We start from the raw sequence: 14,000 nt of genomic DNA, 5'->3' as shown, positions 1-14,000 counted from the left end.
CTGACGGACAGTCCTTTCCACTTTTTAATGTCCAGGTACTGGGAGTTCCAGAGAAGGCGATGAACCTCCTCCGCCATTGTAAAACTGAGGAACATCCCCTTGTATCAATCCGGCTGCTACCGGTATGTTTTGTTTCAGCTTGGTAATTTTTGTGGCAAAAGGAGTAATAATTTGAATAGAGACATCCAAGTGAATGGAAATTTCAATCCAAGTATTATTAATCCCCATTGGTTTTACAGTGGTTTTAACATCAGGACGGACGTTTCCAATCGCGTTAAAACGAACTGGAATTTTAGGTCCCAGGTTACCTAACAAAGTAATATTTGAGGCCTGGCCTAAGGGAACATACCAAATAATACCCTCCAAATCCTTTGGCTTATCCGTTTCAATTCTTACATCTGACAGTTGTTCGAGTGCAGCAAGATCACCCTTTTCTGCCATCTTTATATTCTTTTCAACTTCCAGAGTCGTTTCTGCCAGAGCTCTGTTAATGATGTCTGTTTTCATATTGTAACTCGAAGCCTTGCCGTTTTTCCCCGGAATTTCTTCCATAATTTCATTGATATCTTTTACGTTAACGGTCTTCTTAATAACAGCCTTTGTTATAACCATAGAGGCAATTTTTCTTGTCTGAGATTCCGCATAGCTCATGAGAGTGGGGGTAATTCCTTTATTGACAATCCACATCCCGGCTGCTGTAGAAAAAATGAAAAAAATAAAAGTTAATAAAAATACATATCTATAAGGCAAAGGGCCTCTACGGAAAGACCTGATGCGCAGCTTCACAAAAAAACCCCCTTTACAAGCTAATTGTATGCTTGTAAAAGGGGAACTAGCTCTAAAAGTTATTAAAATTGAATTAGTTCTTTTTAAAGGTGGTGTCGCATTCAGAAATAATGATATGCAGCTCTTTTTTTAAATCAAGTTCATAAGGCTTGATTTCTTCTCCCTTTTCCTCGAGGACCCTTACAACCGGACGGTCACTCAATCCCTTATTTTGCCTGCTTACAACTCCCTTACGTCCATCTGAAAGCACTACAGTAATTCCCACAGGGTAAATTACGACTGCTCTTCTAAAAGCATCGACCACTTTTGTATCATAAAGAGTTCCAGATCCGGCGTATAAAATTTCCAGAGCCTCATGGGGCAGCATTGCTTTTCTGTAAACCCTGTTGGATGTGATCGCATCGAATACATCAGCCACCGCAAGGATTTTTCCATAATCGTGAATATCATCTCCCGTAATCCCGCGGGGATAACCCGACCCATCAAGCCTCTCATGGTGCTGAAAAGCACAGTGTGCTGCTAAAAGAGGAACTGTCGGGATGCGTCGCAGAATGTTAAATCCATCCTCCGCATGTTTCTTAATTTCTTCATATTCCTCTTCAGTTAACCGCCCGGGTTTCAGGAGAATCTGCTCAGGCACTTTCATTTTGCCAACATCATGCAAAATTGCTCCCAACCCCAATATTTCAAGCTCTTTTGATGTTAATTTCATTTCAAGTCCGATTGCCAGGGTATACATGGTAACGTTCAAGGAATGAGTAAAGATATAATGGTCGTAAGTAAAAACATCAGACAGCAGTACGAGCAGATCTTGATTTCCTTTTATTTCTGAAAGGAGATATTTTATTAAGGATTTAAAATCCCCCGAAGCTTTTTCTATCACTAAGGAACCGGAAACGTACGTATCCTTTTGAATCTTAACGAAATTGGATTCTATCGTAGTCATAGCCTTTCTTCTGGCTTTAACAGGAATAGGGTCCTTTAGTTTAATATCATCAGTCTTTTTATCCTTTACATAAATATAACAGATGCCCATTCCCTCGAGACGGCTTAAAAGCTTGTCCTCCAGTTTGACCCCCTCGTTCAAGAGAATCTTTCCACGGTCATTATATATGGCCTTGCCAAGTATTGCCCCTTTAGGAACGGAGCTGGTGGCGACTAATCTCATAGTAAACTCCCATCTCAAAATAAATCCGAATCGGCTGAGGAGTTCCAGCCGTTTGGAGAGGTAACAGATTTAGGTACAAAGTTCGACAAATTCCTCTATTTCTATTATTATCTAATCCTTTTAATACTTTCAACTATCTTATGTCCCACTTTTATGATTTTTTTAGTGAAAATGAAATTACCCAATAGTGAAAGGTTACAGGACGGTATTAGTCTGGCCTCCGGGAACTAAGTAATGAAAAATTTAAATTTACCAATTTATGATGAAAGTGACTTTCATTAAGAGGATGAACAACAAAGGCAGGCCGCTGCACGAGAAAAAATCGTTCATCCAGGCTAAAGCTCTGGCCGGCTGCAAGCCCGGAAAGTCATTATTAATGTCCATCTGACCACTGCAAATGAATCCCCTTTCTATCAGGAAGGCAACATTGAGGCACTATGTTTTCTTAAAAACACAAAAAGCCCACCGCGATGGCAGGCATTATATCATTTTTAATAAAGCTTCTTTTCCAAACATCCCTGGCAAAATTCCGAGCTTTTCAGCCTCATAAGTTACCGATTCCAGCGGTGCATCAAGAAGTTCCTGAATCGTTTTTACCCCAACCGCACGACCTGCAATGATTCCCCGGTCATGTAATTTAGTATTTAATAATCCAACATCAAGAGCACCACACATAATATAGCCCTTATCATTGGATACAGACAGCAGAGTGGTTTTTGGAAGCTTTACCATAACAGCAAAAAAAGTATTGCCTTTTATGTCAACAGGAAACAGGTCAATCATACTCTCACTCCTTCCCTATCCATAACACTTTATGTTACGGACAGGAAAAGGTGAATTTGTCTATTTTGTCAGTTTCCATGCAAGGAGATCTCGGAGGAACTCGGGCATGAAATACCTTTTATGAGCTGACCGTTGTATCACTGGGAAAAACCTCCCGAAAGTAAACATATCAGGTATAGCAAGCTTGTAAATAGTATTAGGTTTCAAATTCCTTCCTTTTATCCGAATTTCTTGCAGTTCATCAATAAATTCTATCTGATCATAAACCATATTACCCATTACCTTCCCACGGAAGCCAAGCCCTTTGATTTGCATATGAGGCCACTCCTCATCCCTTGTCTGTAAAAGAATTTCCCTAAGTTCATTTCCGGGTAATTCAACTACACAAGGATTAATTGGGTGAGGACAAACAGTCAGCAAATCATATTTTGTTACATCACCCGAAATTGGACCGAGCAAAAGCCCTGCATTTAAAAAGGCACAATCAGCATCGCACCACTCTCTTAATGCCTCACAAAGCAGCTGCGGAAGTTGCGAAGGTTTAAAGTACTCGCTTTTAAGAGGCTGCTCCAGAGTGACAATTTTTTCACCCAGGAGGTGCTTTCCGTTTTCAAAAAGATTACTTGCCTCCTCAGTTTCTCCTACTGGCGCCTCTATTTCATTCACATCGTATAATATAGCCTTTTTATTTGCTGTCAGGCCAATTGAGCTTACATTAAGCTCAACATGTCCAACAAAGGCACCATGCTTTCCAGCCCCGCATAGAAGGGTTTCATTCACCATTTTTCCTTCATGGAGAATATGGTGTGTATGCCCTCCGAGGATAATATCAATATCAGGATAATCTGCGGCAATTCTTTCATCCTCGTGTAAACCGAGATGAGAGAGAAAGATAATGATATCTGCTTTTTCTTTTAATTCAGGTAAGATGTTCTGCAATTCCTGTAGAGGCTCCTCCAGCTTCCAGCCAAGCAAGTCATAAAAAAGGTTGAAGTACACAGTTAAACCGAAGACACCAATCCGAGTGCCTTTTTTTGTTGTGTAGATTGTATACGGTTTTGCCCAGCCGGGACGTTCCCCATTCTTATAAAACAGGTTTCCGAGCAAGACATCAAATTGAGCATCCTGGTAAACACTATCCAGGTCTTCATGAGGAAGGGTTATACCCTCGTTGTTCCCAATCGTTACCGCTGTGTAACCAGCCTGGTTTAATAACTGGGTGTTCCCTTTGCCATGCGTTCCTTCGGTAAAAGGGTGCCATCTATCCATATGGTCACCTATATCGAATAAAAAAACTTCATCACCGGCCTCTTTATGCCACCTTTGGCGTTCCTGAAGCAAATGCCGGATTCGGGGCCAGTGATCAAAATGGCTATGTAAATCATTTGTATGGTAGATATGAATATTTTCCATTTTTGCCCTCATCCTCTAATTTCTTATATGTTAACCAAAAAACCCTTGATAAATAAGCCTTACTCCCACAATAACCAATATGGTTCTTAGGAGAATTACAATTGTTTTGCTCTTAAGTCTTGTATTCAGATAAACACCGACCTTTGCTCCCATCCATGCACCGGGAATTAAAGCGAAAGCATATAACCAGTTCACATTTCCTAATGCAACATGGGTAATGGAGCTGAGGACTGAAGACGGAAATATCATAAACATGGAGGTAGCTACTGCCACATGAGGCGGGAAAAAGAAAATTAAAATCATAGCAGGCACCATTAACGAGCCTCCGCCTACTCCAAAAATCCCGGAAAGAAAACCTACCACAAATGAAATAAGAATGCCTGCAATAGGATTAAAACCATATTCAAAGGTTGTGCCAGTATTATCGGTAAATGTTCTTACAATTCCTTTATCCTTACGATAAGGAATCGGTTTTAATTTATTCTTTAAGGTTAGGATAATTGAGACAAGAATAATAAAAAGGCCGAAAAAAATATTAAAGGATTTAAGATTCAGACTTTCTGTAACCCAGGCTCCAAGAATGCTTCCCGGACCGCTTCCAATTAGGAAAAGCAAGCCGCTTTTATAATCTACCGTTTTATGTTTCATATATGATAAGGTAGATGATAGTCCTGTGAAAATCATCGTGAATAAAGAGGTCCCCACAGCCACCTGTGGTGTTATATGATCAAATCCATGAAGAGTGCCTAAGTATAGCAGCGCCGGCACAACAATGATGCCTCCTCCAAGGCCAATCAATGAACCGAGAGAGCTCGCTGCCATTCCCAGCAAAACCAGTAAAACCCATTCCATATATTATCCTTCTTCCAAGTTAAAATAAATCAAGCTGTCTGGGAGCAAGATTTTCATATTCAATATTTAACAGGCTGATCATTTGCCTGGCATTATCTGCAGCATCTCCGCCGGAGTTGTTATTAAATAAGACATATACTTTCTCCGATTGTTTTTGAAGATTTTTAATGTATTCTGCCCATTCTTCCAGTTCCTGTTGATTATATCGGTACAAGTAACGAACTTCGCGCCAGTTTGATGCATTTTTCTGCTGCCATCCATGGAGATTACGGCCATGAAAGCGCACAAGTACGTTTTGAGGGCTTATGGTTTCTAAAACAATCGGGACCGACCCTTCCCCTGTCTGAGGCTCGTCACACACAACATGAATCCAATCTTCTTCCTTCATAAAAGCAAGTGTCTTTTCGCGAAGATCAGGAGAAAACCATGTTTGATTCCTGAATTCAAGCGCACAAGGTATACTTCCCATTTGCTGCCTGCACCATCTTAAATAATCAACATTTTCCTTTTGGCAATCAAACCATGGCGGAAACTGAAAAAGAACCATCGCGAGTTTTCCAGCAGTTTGATAAGGCTCCAAGGAATCAATAAACGCTTCAAACATTTGCTCCTTGCTTTCGAAGGGGATGGCTCCCCGCTCATGCCCTGTCATACCCTGATAGGCTTTTACGATAAACTGAAATGCATCAGGAGTCTCGTCAACCCATCTTTGTGCATTCTTTTTCGGCTGAACAGCATAAAAAGATGCATCCACTTCTACCGTTGGAAAATAACCTGCATATTCTTTTAATTTATCTCGCGGCGGGATACCTTTTCGATAAAGGCTCTCATGATCTCCCCACCCGGTTACTCCGATATATATCATTAACCCCACCCCCAAAATAAATTTTAACATAGCCTTATGAAAACGCACACTTTGTCGTATTTCTCCATTTCCCCTTTAATAGACGGAGTAAAACTTTAAGACTTAAACAACAAAATTCATAACATATCATTGCCTTCCGCTTATGTTTTTCCTTTTTGAAAAAGAACTTCTTTCAATTCCCCCAGCTTCTGCCTCTTTGAAGAAGTCTTCTACTCCTTTTTCCAAAACTTCTACCTCTTTGTGGCAATCTCCTACTCCTTTCCCCAAAACTTCTACCTTTTCTTACTAAAATAGGAAGTCTTTTCAAATAAAAAAACCGCCTGCCGTAGCGGCGGGCGGTTAGGTTGAATAATATTATCCGATAGAACCTTCCATTTCGAACTTAATCAGGCGGTTCATTTCAACTGCATATTCCATTGGAAGTTCTTTTGTGAATGGCTCGATGAAGCCCATTACGATCATTTCAGTAGCTTCTTGTTGTGAAATACCACGGCTCATCAGATAGAAAAGCTGTTCTTCAGAAACCTTTGATACCTTAGCTTCGTGTTCCAATGAAATATTGTCGTTCAGAATTTCATTGTATGGAACTGTATCAGATGTTGACTGATTATCCATAATGAGTGTGTCACACTCAATGTTAGCACGGGCACCGTCAGCTTTACGGCCGAAGTGAACGACTCCACGATAAGTAACCTTACCACCATGCTTAGAAATTGACTTGGAAACAATTGTAGATGAAGTATTCGGAGCCAGGTGAATCATTTTTGCACCTGCATCCTGGTGCTGTCCTTTTCCAGCAATCGCGATGGACAATGTCATGCCGCGTGCACCCTCGCCTTTTAAAATAACAGCAGGATACTTCATAGTAAGTTTCGAACCGATGTTACCGTCAATCCATTCCATTGTTGCATTTGCTTCGCAGACAGCACGTTTTGTAACCAGGTTAAACACGTTATTCGCCCAGTTTTGGATTGTTGTATAACGACAATAAGCATCTTTTTTAATAACAATCTCAACCACTGCACTGTGCAGGGAGTTAGTTGTATAGACTGGGGCAGTACAACCCTCAACGTAATGCACGTGTGCACCTTCATCTACAATGATTAAGGTACGTTCAAATTGACCCATGTTTTCAGAGTTAATGCGGAAGTAAGCCTGTAAAGGAGTATCCACTTTTACACCTGGTGGTACATAGATAAATGAGCCCCCTGACCATACGGCAGAGTTAAGTGCAGCAAACTTGTTGTCTGTTGGCGGAATTGTTTTTCCAAAGTGTTCACGGAAAATATCTTCATTTTCTCTTAAAGCGGAATCGGTATCTTTAAAGACGATTCCTAAATCTTCAAGTTCTACCTTCATATTGTGATAAACAACTTCAGATTCATACTGTGCAGATACCCCAGCAAGGTACTTTTGCTCTGCTTCAGGAATTCCTAGTTTATCAAAAGTAGCCTTGATTTCTTCAGGTACTTCATCCCATGACTTCTCAGATTTCTCCGATGGTTTTACATAATACGTAATTTCATCAAAGTTTAATGCATTCAAATCGCCGCCCCATTGTGGCATTGGCATTTTGTAAAAATGCTCAAGCGACTTCAAACGGAAGTCTAACATCCATTGTGGTTCGTTCTTCAACTTAGAAATTTCTTTTACTATATCAGCTGTTAAACCGCGTTTTGAACGGAATATGGAAACGTCTTTATCGGCAAAACCGTATTTATAATCACCTATTTCAGGCATCTTTTTTGCCATCTTCGTTACTCCTCCTTATTAAGAAATGCGTAAGCGCCCTGCGCTGGAGCCAAATAAAAAATGGCTCGGTGTAACGCATCCTTTTATTATTCCCCTTCTCCCTGGAATCCCTTTTCCATAGCCTTCCATGCTAGAGTAGCACATTTAATTCGGGCCGGAAACTTGGAAACTCCCTGAAGGGCTTCAATGTCACCTAAATCCATTGTGTCGTCGTAGTCTTTTCCCAGCATCATGTCGGAAAAAATTTTCGAAAGCTTAACTGCATCTTCGACTTTTTTTCCTTTAATAGCTTGAGTCATCATGGAAGCAGATGACATCGAAATGGAGCAGCCTTCTCCCTCAAACCTTGCATCTGCGACAGTTCCATCTTCCACTTTCATGGTGAGCTGTATACGGTCGCCGCATGTAGGATTATTCATATTGACTGTTAGGCTGCCATCCTCCAAAACACCCTTATTTCGTGGGTTTTTATAATGGTCCATAATTACCTGGCGATAAAGAGTATCTAAATTATTGTTAGAAGACATTGCTGAAATACTCCTTTGTTTTGACAAGCCCCTCTACCAGCTTATCAACATCTTCTTCTGTATTGTACAGGTAAAAGCTGGCACGTGCAGTTGCAGTTGCTTCAAGCCAGCGCATAAGCGGCTGAGCACAATGATGGCCGGCACGCACTGCGATTCCTTCAGCATCCAAAACAGTTGCAACATCGTGCGGGTGAACATCGTCCAGGTTAAAGGTTATTACGCCAGCCCGCTTTCCTGCTTCCTTCGGTCCGTAAATCTTTATACCTTCAATTCCAGACATTTTTTCCATAGCATATGCTGCTAGCTTATGTTCATGAGCTTCAATTTTCTCAAGGCCCACCTGCTGAAGGAAATCAATAGCAGCTCCAAGACCAATTGCACCTGCAATAATTGGTGTGCCGCCTTCAAATTTCCATGGAAGCTCTTTCCATGTCGATTCATAGAGGTGTACAAAATCAATCATTTCTCCGCCAAATTCGATTGGCTCCATTTTTTCAAGCAAGTCTTTTTTACCATAAAGGACACCAATTCCGGTTGGACCGCACATTTTATGTCCTGAAAAGGCAAAGAAGTCACAGTCAAGATCCTGAACATCAACTTTGATATGCGGAGCAGCCTGTGCCCCGTCCACCACCATTACTGCTCCGTTTTCATGTGCAATTCTTGCTATTTCTTTAATTGGGTTAATAACACCCAGTACATTAGAAACATAAGTAACAGATACTAGTTTTGTATTAGAAGTTATGGTTTCACGAACATTATCCAAAGACAGGGTGCCATCTTCCTGGAGCTCCAAATACTTAAGAGTAGCGCCAGTCTTGCGGGCCACCTGCTGCCAAGGAATGATATTGCTGTGATGCTCCATCAGAGAAATAACAATCTCATCGCCTTCTTTTAGGTTATCTGCAGCATAGCTTGCAGCCACCGTATTGAGGGCGGTTGTTGTTCCTCTTGTAAAAATCACTTCCTGGATTGATTTTGCATTTATGAATTTGCGGACCTTTTCCCGGGCTCCTTCATAAGCATCAGTTGCTCTTGTTCCCAAGGTATGGACTCCGCGGTGAACATTCGAATTATAGCCGCGATAGTATTGATCTATCGTTTCGATTACTTGAACAGGTTTCTGTGAAGTAGCAGCACTGTCAAGATAAACAAGCGGCCTTCCATTGACTTCCTGGTCTAAGATGGGAAAATGTTTACGAATATCCTCGATATTCATTAGCGCACTTTCCTTTCAATTACTTCCGTAAGCTGATTTTTAACCCCTTCAATTGGAAGCTGATTTACAACTGGTGCAAGGAACCCGTGAATAACCAGGCGTTCTGCTTCTTTTTGAGGGATTCCGCGGCTCATTAAGTAATAAAGCTGTACTGGATCTACACGTCCGACTGAAGCAGCGTGGCCCGCTGTTACGTCATCCTCATCAATTAACAGGATAGGATTCGCATCCCCACGTGCTTTTTCACTAAGCATTAAAACGCGTGACTCCTGCTCAGCATTCGCTTTGCTTGCGCCATGCTCAATCTTCCCAATACCATTAAATATAGCAGAGGCACTGTCCTTCATAACACCATGCTTCAGGATAAACCCTTCAGAATTTCTTCCAAAGTGAACAACTTTGGTAGTGAAGTTTTGAGTTTGCTCGCCACTTCCAACTACTACGGTTTTAGTATCAGTAAAGGATCCATCGCCTACAAGGTTTGTTGTATTCTCAGATATAGTATTTCCGTCATTCATCAACCCAAGAGCCCATTCAATTCTTGCATCTCTGCCGACAACTCCACGTCGGTTTACATAGGTAGTGATACCTTTTGCCAGGTTGTCAACCGCACCGTATTGAACTCTTGCATTGGAATTAGCAAAAACCTCTGTCACTATGTTAAAAATGGCATCAGATGAATCAACGGTAGAAATGTAATTTTCCACATAAGTAACAGAGCTGTTATCTTCTGCAACTACAATCACGTGATTAAATAATGTCGCTTCCGCATTATCATGTACATAAACCGCTTGAACTGGTTCACTGATTTCAACATTTTTTGGAACATAGAGGAAAGTTCCGCCGTTTAATAGAGCAGCATGTAAAGCAGCCAGACGATGCTCATCTGCTTTTACTCCTGTCATAAAGTACTTCTGCAAAAGATCGCTATGTTCGCGGGCTGCTGTTAAAATATCTGTAAAGATAACTCCCTTACCTTTTAAATCATCTGTTAATGATAAAAAAGCAGAAGTCTGATTACGCTGAATATATAAATTTTTACTGCTTGCTTCTGTTATCAAAGCCTTAACTTCCGGAGCAAGCTCATCCAATGAGTTAAAAGTCTGGCTTTCAACTGTATGGCTGCTGAACTGTGTGAAATTCCATTTATCTATTTTAGTCTTATCCGGTCTTGGCATCGGAAGAGTTTCCGCGTTTTCAATTGCTTTTAAACGCAGGTCTCCAAGCCATGCTGGTTCGCCTTTTCCCTTTGAGAAAGAAGCAACATACTCCTTGTCAAATGGCAATTTGGTTTCAGTTGTCATTTCAGATCCTCCTCAACGCTTACGCTTCTTGCCCAACTGTTTCATCTTCAATGCCTAGTTCTTGTTTGATCCAGTCATATCCTTCTGCTTCCAGGCGCTGCGCAAGCTCAGGTCCGCCAGACTTAACAACTCGGCCCTGCATCATGATATGCACAAAGTCAGGAGTAATATAGTTTAAAAGACGCTGATAGTGTGTGATAACCAAGCAGCCGAAATCTTCGCCGCGCATTTCATTAATACCCTTAGAAACTACCTTAAGGGCGTCAATATCCAGACCGGAGTCAATTTCATCAAGGATTGCAATTCTAGGTTGAAGCATCATTAACTGCAGGATTTCATTTCGTTTCTTTTCACCGCCGGAGAAACCTTCATTTAAATAACGCTGGGACATATCCTGGTCCATTTCAAGGAAATCCATTTGCTTATCCATCTTACGGATAAATTTCATAAGGGAAATTTCATTACCTTCACCAAGGCGGCTATTTAGAGCTGAACGTAAGAAGTCAGCGTTTGTTACGCCGTTAATTTCACTTGGATACTGCATTGCAAGGAAAAGGCCTGCACGTGCACGCTCATCCACTTCCATTTCAAGAACGTCCTTGCCATCAAGAGTAATGCTTCCGCTTGTTACAACATATTTTGGGTGTCCCATAATGGCAGAAGAAAGAGTAGACTTTCCTGTTCCATTTGGTCCCATAATTGCGTGGATTTCTCCGCCTTTTATTTCAAGGTTAACACCCTTTAAAATTTCTTTCCCATCAATTTCTACATGAAGATCTTTGATCGTTAAAGTTGACCCAGCCATATATATACCTCCGAAAAATATAATATCTTGTCATAAAGAACTTACTCACCGCTGTTAAAACAGCGCAATCTAGCATCCCTTATGAGATCAGAATTTAAGGACCTAAATTCTGCTTGTACTTAAAATGACATATTTCTATTCTCATTTTATTCTCATTACAATCTTATAACAAATGAAAAGTGTTAGCAACTCTTAAACAGTATTAAATACAGGGGCTGTTACTGGCCTACTCCGTGCGTAACACACTGCTTTGATGTTCTATTTTTTCCTAAGATAGGTCTTTCATGTATGGGAAAACTGTCTCCATTGGGTGAACCCTATATAGAACATTCATCAAAAGTGGTTTTAGAGAGATGCAGTACATTTCTACATAGTGGCGGATCCCTTTGTCCTTCATTGCATCTAAGGTGAATCAACAAGTCTCAAGGCCCTTAAGTAAAAAAGAAAGCCAGTGAGTCTCCACTGGCTTCCGTATTTCTTCATTATTATATATATTAATCATTAAAGATGAACTTTTCTGTCTAAATCAGCAACGATACGCTGACTTTTTATATAGTCTTTTTCCCTTTTTTGCTCAACTTCCATTCTGACATCATGCTTGCGGCAATACACCTCATATCCAATTCCGTGGGCAGTATGCATTGCTTTTTCCATTTCAGCTGTGTAATTGAGGTTAAGACTACTAATTTTAAACGCTTCCCTTCTGTTATTAAAAGTATGGTCTTTATTTTCATACCCTATGAAATTGAATGAAAACGCCAATAGGGAAGAAAGTGCTGCCAACTTTTGGTATAGGGAAGATATTCAAAAATTATTGTTTTAACTGATTAAAGTCATTCATGGCCTCTTGAACAAGTGTCACAGCCTGGCTCATTGCAGCTCCGCCACCAAATGCAGCAGTTACACCGACAGCTTCGAGGATTTCTTCTTCGGATGCTCCTTCATCTAAACAGCCCTTTACATGATAAATAATACAGTATTCATCCTGAGAATACAGGCTTATACCAAGGGCAATCAGCTGCTTATCTTTTTTAGAAAGTGTTCCTTCCTTAAAGCACTCTTCTGTAAAAGCATTATAGTGTCTTGCCAGCTCAGGCATTTTTTGTGTAAAGGTTCCAAGTCCTGCTTTGTATTCATATAGTGCTTCTTCTGTTGAGTTTCTAGGCTCAAAATGTTCCATTTCACACACTCCTACTTTAAGTTTATCAAAATTAGTATGCAAAAATTTAGAAAGGACTATTCCCAGAAAAGCGAAAGCGCCCGTTCACAAAGCAGCTACTATGAGTAGCATGAATATTGCCTCTTCGAAAGTACGACCAGCAGCTTTGGGTCGAGCTGAACATTAGCAGGCTTGATTATGCTATGGCATAGGAGCAATTTCGTCAGACTTATCGCAGGGAGGAACGGGATGGACACTAGCTGCACCAAGTTTCACCTAGAGGTCATCTCGATGCAAGATACTCATTGTAGCTGTTCAAAGTTAAAAAATCACTTGCATGGAGCCAGACAGAGCAGCATACATCTAGAATCCTATGAATGGAGACTAATTTCCCAATAGAAAAACTTGGCATTCGCCGTGCCTTTTTTTGGCGGATGCCTTAGTTTTGCTTATGTGTTCAGAATTTATGGATATAAATTCTGATTAGCTAAAAAAAGCAGGCACATGTGATGCCTGCTTTTCCAACTTTATTATTCTGATACAGGAACAACTGCCCCTTTGTATTCTTTAAGGATGAAGTCCTGAATTTCTTTTGAGTGAAGAACGTTAACAAGTTCTTTAATTTCTTTTTTGTTTTCATCACCTTTGCGGACAGCAATGATATTCACATAAGGAGAGTTTTTGTCTTCAATAGCAATTGAATCTTTTAAAGGATTTAATCCTGCATCAATAGCGTAGTTAGAGTTGATAAGAACCGCGTCTCCTTCTCCATTGTTGTAAATCTTAGGAAGAAGTGAAGCTTCATACTTTGTATCAAATTTAAGATCTTTAGGATTTTCAACCACATCTTTAACAGTTGCAGTAGTTTTATCAATGCCTTCTTTAAGCTTAATTAATCCTTGTGCTTCAAGTAATGAAAGCAAACGGCCATGGTCAGCTACAGAGTTGCTCATGATTAAGTGAGCACCTTTTGGCAGATCCTCCAGCTTCTTATACTTTTTAGAGTAAACACCGATTGGCTCGATATGGATTCCGCCTGCACTAACAAAATCATAATTGTTTTCTTTGATTTGAGCTTTTAAATAAGGAATGTGCTGGAAGTAGTTGGCGTCAAGTTCTTTTGATTGTAACGCTTTGTTTGGAAGTACATAGTCCTGGAACTTTTTGATTTCTAAATCGATTCCTTTTTTAGCAAGGATTGGTTTAGCTTTTTCAAGAATTACTGCATGGGGAACGTTTGAAGCACCTACTACTAATTTCTTATTGCCATTTTTACTGCCTTCTTTTTTATCCCCGGAAGTTCCGCATGCTGCAAGAACAAGTGCCAATGATAATGCTAAAAGAACACTTAACCATTTTTTCATTTT

14 protein-coding genes are annotated in these 14,000 nt (G+C 40.4%); all 14 read right to left on the bottom strand.

The window, feature by feature from the left end:
- Positions 1 to 24: 24 nt before the first annotated feature.
- On the bottom strand, positions 25 to 786 hold the full coding sequence (yunB, locus tag G8761_RS19670) for a sporulation protein YunB (protein WP_166029674.1): 762 nt from the start codon (positions 784 to 786) through the stop codon (positions 25 to 27).
- Between the two features lie 73 nt (positions 787 to 859).
- Entirely contained in the window at positions 860 to 1,954 is a 1,095-nt protein-coding gene (locus G8761_RS19665) for an HD-GYP domain-containing protein (RefSeq protein ID WP_166029673.1), read from the bottom strand.
- A 480-nt stretch (positions 1,955 to 2,434) separates the two neighbouring features.
- Positions 2,435 to 2,737, bottom strand: a complete 303-nt coding sequence (locus tag G8761_RS19660; protein WP_166029672.1) for a YunC family protein — start codon at positions 2,735 to 2,737, stop codon at positions 2,435 to 2,437.
- Between the two features lie 60 nt (positions 2,738 to 2,797).
- Complete coding sequence (locus G8761_RS19655) at positions 2,798 to 4,150, bottom strand: bifunctional metallophosphatase/5'-nucleotidase (protein WP_166029671.1); 1,353 nt, start codon at positions 4,148 to 4,150, stop codon at positions 2,798 to 2,800.
- Positions 4,151 to 4,180: 30 nt separating this feature from the next.
- On the bottom strand, positions 4,181 to 5,002 hold the full coding sequence (locus G8761_RS19650) for a sulfite exporter TauE/SafE family protein (RefSeq protein WP_166029670.1): 822 nt from the start codon (positions 5,000 to 5,002) through the stop codon (positions 4,181 to 4,183).
- A 19-nt stretch (positions 5,003 to 5,021) separates the two neighbouring features.
- Entirely contained in the window at positions 5,022 to 5,867 is an 846-nt protein-coding gene (locus G8761_RS19645; protein ID WP_166029669.1) for a DUF72 domain-containing protein, read from the bottom strand.
- Between the two features lie 354 nt (positions 5,868 to 6,221).
- Positions 6,222 to 7,619, bottom strand: coding sequence for a Fe-S cluster assembly protein SufB (gene sufB, locus G8761_RS19640; protein ID WP_166029668.1), 1,398 nt, complete (start codon positions 7,617 to 7,619; stop codon positions 6,222 to 6,224).
- Positions 7,620 to 7,705: 86 nt separating this feature from the next.
- On the bottom strand, positions 7,706 to 8,146 hold the full coding sequence (gene sufU, locus G8761_RS19635; protein WP_166029667.1) for a Fe-S cluster assembly sulfur transfer protein SufU: 441 nt from the start codon (positions 8,144 to 8,146) through the stop codon (positions 7,706 to 7,708).
- The gene (locus tag G8761_RS19630; protein ID WP_166029666.1) at positions 8,136 to 9,365 is read right to left on the bottom strand and encodes a cysteine desulfurase; all 1,230 of its coding nucleotides are present in this window, start codon (positions 9,363 to 9,365) and stop codon (positions 8,136 to 8,138) included. Before G8761_RS19630 ends, sufU begins: the two co-directional genes overlap by 11 nt.
- Positions 9,365 to 10,669: a Fe-S cluster assembly protein SufD gene (gene sufD / locus G8761_RS19625; protein ID WP_166029665.1), complete on the bottom strand. Its 1,305-nt coding sequence runs from the start codon at positions 10,667 to 10,669 to the stop codon at positions 9,365 to 9,367. Before sufD ends, G8761_RS19630 begins: the two co-directional genes overlap by 1 nt.
- A gap of 19 nt (positions 10,670 to 10,688) precedes the next feature.
- Positions 10,689 to 11,474: a Fe-S cluster assembly ATPase SufC gene (sufC, locus tag G8761_RS19620; protein WP_166029664.1), complete on the bottom strand. Its 786-nt coding sequence runs from the start codon at positions 11,472 to 11,474 to the stop codon at positions 10,689 to 10,691.
- Between the two features lie 501 nt (positions 11,475 to 11,975).
- Positions 11,976 to 12,128, bottom strand: a complete 153-nt coding sequence (locus G8761_RS19615) for a YuzK family famiily protein (RefSeq protein WP_166029663.1) — start codon at positions 12,126 to 12,128, stop codon at positions 11,976 to 11,978.
- Between the two features lie 157 nt (positions 12,129 to 12,285).
- Entirely contained in the window at positions 12,286 to 12,654 is a 369-nt protein-coding gene (locus tag G8761_RS19610) for a carboxymuconolactone decarboxylase family protein (RefSeq protein ID WP_166029662.1), read from the bottom strand.
- 509 nt (positions 12,655 to 13,163) lie between these two features.
- On the bottom strand, positions 13,164 to 13,997 hold the full coding sequence (gene metQ / locus G8761_RS19605; protein ID WP_166029661.1) for a methionine ABC transporter substrate-binding lipoprotein MetQ: 834 nt from the start codon (positions 13,995 to 13,997) through the stop codon (positions 13,164 to 13,166).
- Positions 13,998 to 14,000: the final 3 nt, after the last annotated feature.

It is taken from the genome of Neobacillus terrae, from assembly GCF_011393025.1.
Classification (GTDB): domain Bacteria; phylum Bacillota; class Bacilli; order Bacillales; family Cytobacillaceae; genus Neobacillus_A; species Neobacillus_A terrae.
The sequence above is the reverse complement of the archived record's forward strand: the minus strand, read 5'-3'. Positions and strand labels throughout refer to the sequence as shown.

Excerpts from the sequence above, each read along its gene's own strand:
- G8761_RS19655 (WP_166029671.1), bottom strand. The coding sequence starts at position 4,150 with ATGGAAAATATTCATATCTACCATACAAATGATTTACATAGCCATTTT.
- sufB (WP_166029668.1), bottom strand. The coding sequence starts at position 7,619 with ATGGCAAAAAAGATGCCTGAAATAGGTGATTATAAATACGGTTTTGCC.
- G8761_RS19610 (WP_166029662.1), bottom strand. The coding sequence starts at position 12,654 with ATGGAACATTTTGAGCCTAGAAACTCAACAGAAGAAGCACTATATGAA.
- sufC (WP_166029664.1), bottom strand. The coding sequence starts at position 11,474 with ATGGCTGGGTCAACTTTAACGATCAAAGATCTTCATGTAGAAATTGAT.
- G8761_RS19660 (WP_166029672.1), bottom strand. The coding sequence starts at position 2,737 with ATGATTGACCTGTTTCCTGTTGACATAAAAGGCAATACTTTTTTTGCT.
- G8761_RS19615 (WP_166029663.1), bottom strand. The coding sequence starts at position 12,128 with ATGGAAAAAGCAATGCATACTGCCCACGGAATTGGATATGAGGTGTAT.
- metQ (WP_166029661.1), bottom strand. The coding sequence starts at position 13,997 with ATGAAAAAATGGTTAAGTGTTCTTTTAGCATTATCATTGGCACTTGTT.
- G8761_RS19665 (WP_166029673.1), bottom strand. The coding sequence starts at position 1,954 with ATGAGATTAGTCGCCACCAGCTCCGTTCCTAAAGGGGCAATACTTGGC.
- sufU (WP_166029667.1), bottom strand. The coding sequence starts at position 8,146 with ATGTCTTCTAACAATAATTTAGATACTCTTTATCGCCAGGTAATTATG.
- G8761_RS19650 (WP_166029670.1), bottom strand. The coding sequence starts at position 5,002 with ATGGAATGGGTTTTACTGGTTTTGCTGGGAATGGCAGCGAGCTCTCTC.
- G8761_RS19630 (WP_166029666.1), bottom strand. The coding sequence starts at position 9,365 with ATGAATATCGAGGATATTCGTAAACATTTTCCCATCTTAGACCAGGAA.
- G8761_RS19645 (WP_166029669.1), bottom strand. The coding sequence starts at position 5,867 with ATGATATATATCGGAGTAACCGGGTGGGGAGATCATGAGAGCCTTTAT.
- sufD (WP_166029665.1), bottom strand. The coding sequence starts at position 10,669 with ATGACAACTGAAACCAAATTGCCATTTGACAAGGAGTATGTTGCTTCT.